Below are 3232 nucleotides of genomic sequence, written 5' to 3' on the forward strand. Positions count from 1 at the left end.
TATACATCCTCTAAAAGAAATCAAAAATTGTTGAACTGGTCAATATTTATAACTAATGTTCCAGAAAATAAAATTAGTGCTGAGCAAGTATTAACGATTTACAGAGTAAGGTGGCAAATTGAGTTATTATTTAAATTGTATAAAAGCCATATCAGGCTTGATAAGGTAAAAGGAAAGCCATGCAGAGTATTATGTGAACTATATGCTAAATTGTGTGCAATTCTTATATTTCACGGCATAGTTGGTTGCACAGAAGTGAAAAAGAATACAGAACTTAGCTTAACAAAGGCATTTATTGATCTAAAAAGGCGGGTTAGAGAGTTATTTTTAGTATTAACCAAAATTAATAGTTTAAAAGCATTTCTTAAAAAACTCACTATAACTTGGTCGCGATTTTCATTAAAAGACAAACCTAGAAGGGCTAGAGTATCCACTTTAACCTCTCTAAATTTGCTCACAATCTCTTAACTTGACGCGTATGGTTAACCCTAACATTAAGGATTGCTTTTTAAGGAGTTTTACGCTTTCACCAGAGCTTGTAGGTATTGTCAATATTACTCCTGATTCATTTTCAGATGGTGGTCTTTATTATGATGCAGATCAAGCAACCAAGCAGGCACTGCGGCTGTTATCAGATGGTGCAAGCATAGTTGAACTTGGTGCTCAATCAACAAGACCTGGCTCCTCAATACAAACTCCAAAAGCAGAATATGCACGCTTAAAACCAGTGCTTGATAATCTCAATCAGTATATGAAAGTTGGTGACATTAAAGTCAGCATTGATAGTTTCTGGCCAGATGTTATTTTGAATGTTTTGGAGCACTACAAGATTGCCTTGGTAAACGATCAGAAGGGAGATCTAGATGATAATACCTTAAAAGCGATTGCTAGCAGTGGATGTAGTATCGTTATTATGCATTCACTCTCCATACCACCACATAGTGACAACATTATCCCAAGTGACATTGATCCAATTGATACCATAAATAATTGGGCAGAAAGGAACATTAATAGATTACTAGCTCTAGGTTTTGATCGAAGCTCGATCATTATTGATCCTGGTATTGGTTTTGGCAAATCTATGTACCAGAATATCCAGATTTTACGCAGTATAGAAACGTTACAAAATTTTGGCTGCAAAGTTCTGGTTGGCCATTCTAGAAAGTCATTTATTTCTTCTTTTTCTACAGAACCTGTCTTTAACCGAGATTGAGAAACAATTGCTACATCATCTGTATTACACAACAAGGTTGATTTCCTTCGAGTGCATAATGTGCGTGATCACATGCGATTTTTTGTAGCTCAAGCTGCTTTACAGGGATGATAGTTATCGGAATTATGGCTGTTGATCCCAATGGGGTAATTGGAATAAATAATGGATTGCCCTGGCATTATCCAAGTGAGTTAGATCATTTTCGTCAGGTGACTGACAAACAAGTTATTGTTATGGGGAGAAAGACATTTGAAACTATGCCTCAAGACATATTAGGGAATCGTATCCCTGTTGTTTTTTCTCGTGACAAATTAAATTCTTGTTTTAACAGAGGAGTAAAATGCACTATTATAGCACTTCTCGCAATAGTCCGAATAGGATAAGATATGTGCTTATGGCTATAGCAGGCCAGTAGCATATTACGGTCTGTTCGGATTATTGTAAAAAGAGCTATACTTTGGATTGACAAAAACTCTTGCATAGAAGAAATATAGCTCTTTTTACAATAATCCGAACAGACCGTAATATGCTACTGGCCTGCTATAGCCATAAACACATATCTTATCGCATTCGGACTATTATAAGAAAGGCTATAATTCTAAAGTCTTCATGATTGGTGGAGCACAAATAGCGCATCTTTTTTTGGAGTATGATCTAATCTCAGAATTTATCATAACAGAAATTCACAAACCCTATAAAGGTGATGTATATTTCAACTTAACACTTCTTGATGGATGGCATAAAACTATTCTCACCAAAACGAAAGATTATACTATATGTAGGCTAATACGTTAATATGCATGTTAAAGCAATTTATACCCACCGCATTGAATGTGGGGAAGTATTAGAGCAGGTTCTTGATCGCTATGTTTCAGAGTTGCTAGGAGAGGAAGTTGTTCTTGCTATCACATCAAAAATCATTTCTATTTGTCAAAAACAAGTGGTTTGCAAAACTGCTTGTTCTAAAGAAGAGCTAATCAAAAGAGAAGCTGATGCAATTGTTGATGTAGACCATAATTCTTACGGCATCTATTTAACAATCAAAGACAATATCTTAATTCCATCTGCTGGTATTGATGAATCAAATGGTAATGAAATGTATATTTTATACCCAAAGGATGTTCAGAAAACAGCTCTATCAATATGGAACTATCTCAAGACAAAACACTGCATAAAACATCTTGGTATTTTGATTACAGATAGTAACATAACACCTATGCGCCTTGGGGTTACGTGCGTTGCTCTTGGTTGGTGTGGATTTGAACCATTTTATTCCTATATAGGCAAGCCAGATCTTTATGATCAACCACTGCAAGTAACACAAGTCAATCTTCTTGATGCGCTGGCAACGTCTGCTGTTTTAGTTATGGGAGAAGGGGCGGAGCAAACACCAATGGCAATAATTAGTGGCGCACCAAAGATTCACTTTCTTACTCGTCTGCCAACTACAGAAGAAGAAAAAAGTGTGAAGATATCTATGGAAGAGGACCTTTACTCTCCTCTCCTCATGCGAGCCCGCTGGTTAAAGAGTTAAAGAGGAACTTAAAAATTTGCTATTAGACTTCTAATACCAATTCCCGCTACACAAGTAACTGATAGACAATAATAGAAAAAAAGCCATACTGAAGTAAGTAAAGTAGCGAGGTTTAAATGGCATTAAGATCAAAATTATTGGATGAAAAAGTGGTGGAATCAGCAAAAGAAATGCTGAAGAAAGTCAGAAATAACGCATATGTTGCAAAAAAACTAAATGCTGTAATTGCAGCAAAAAAGCACAGTATAACAGCCGTAGCAAAGATATGCTGCATTTCAAGAAAGGCACTTACTGCATGACCTAAAATTTGGCAGAGAAGAAAAATTATTTCCTCCGCCTCAACGCCTTAGAAAAACTATATTGAATCAAAGTCAACGTGAACAAGTTGAGGTGTGGATAGAGGAAAACCACAATATTATAGCTCTTTTTACAATAATCCGAACAGACCGTAATATGCTACTGGCCTGCTATAGCAATAAACACAT

Annotated in this window: 5 protein-coding genes and 2 pseudogenes; all 7 read left to right on the forward strand. The window is 36.0% G+C overall.

What is annotated here, in order from left to right:
• A partial coding sequence (locus OZD68_RS04830) for a transposase (protein WP_275008720.1) occupies positions 1–468 on the forward strand: 468 nt, incomplete at its 5' end.
• A gap of 10 nt (positions 469–478) precedes the next feature.
• Positions 479–1213, forward strand: coding sequence for a dihydropteroate synthase (gene folP, locus OZD68_RS04835; RefSeq protein ID WP_275009133.1), 735 nt, complete (start codon positions 479–481; stop codon positions 1211–1213).
• Positions 1214–1320: 107 nt separating this feature from the next.
• A pseudogene (locus OZD68_RS04840) lies at positions 1321–1569 on the forward strand (dihydrofolate reductase); the annotation flags it as partial.
• A gap of 119 nt (positions 1570–1688) precedes the next feature.
• Positions 1689–1826, forward strand: a complete 138-nt coding sequence (locus OZD68_RS04845; protein WP_275009134.1) for a hypothetical protein — start codon at positions 1689–1691, stop codon at positions 1824–1826.
• On the forward strand, positions 1823–2008 hold the full coding sequence (locus OZD68_RS04850; RefSeq protein ID WP_275009136.1) for a dihydrofolate reductase family protein: 186 nt from the start codon (positions 1823–1825) through the stop codon (positions 2006–2008). Before OZD68_RS04845 ends, OZD68_RS04850 begins: the two co-directional genes overlap by 4 nt.
• Before the next feature lies 1 nt (position 2009).
• Entirely contained in the window at positions 2010–2747 is a 738-nt protein-coding gene (locus tag OZD68_RS04855) for a putative folate metabolism gamma-glutamate ligase (RefSeq protein ID WP_275009138.1), read from the forward strand.
• 116 nt (positions 2748–2863) lie between these two features.
• Positions 2864–3164 (forward strand): annotated as a pseudogene (locus OZD68_RS04860) (IS630-like element ISWpi10 family transposase); the annotation flags it as partial.
• Positions 3165–3232 lie beyond the last annotated feature (68 nt).

Origin of the sequence: Wolbachia endosymbiont of Drosophila bicornuta (genome assembly GCF_028982105.1) — a bacterium.
In the GTDB taxonomy this organism is placed as follows: Bacteria; Pseudomonadota; Alphaproteobacteria; order Rickettsiales; family Anaplasmataceae; genus Wolbachia; species Wolbachia pipientis.

Excerpts from the sequence above, each read along its gene's own strand:
- folP (WP_275009133.1), top strand. The coding sequence starts at position 479 with ATGGTTAACCCTAACATTAAGGATTGCTTTTTAAGGAGTTTTACGCTT.
- OZD68_RS04850 (WP_275009136.1), top strand. The coding sequence starts at position 1,823 with ATGATTGGTGGAGCACAAATAGCGCATCTTTTTTTGGAGTATGATCTA.
- OZD68_RS04855 (WP_275009138.1), top strand. The coding sequence starts at position 2,010 with ATGCATGTTAAAGCAATTTATACCCACCGCATTGAATGTGGGGAAGTA.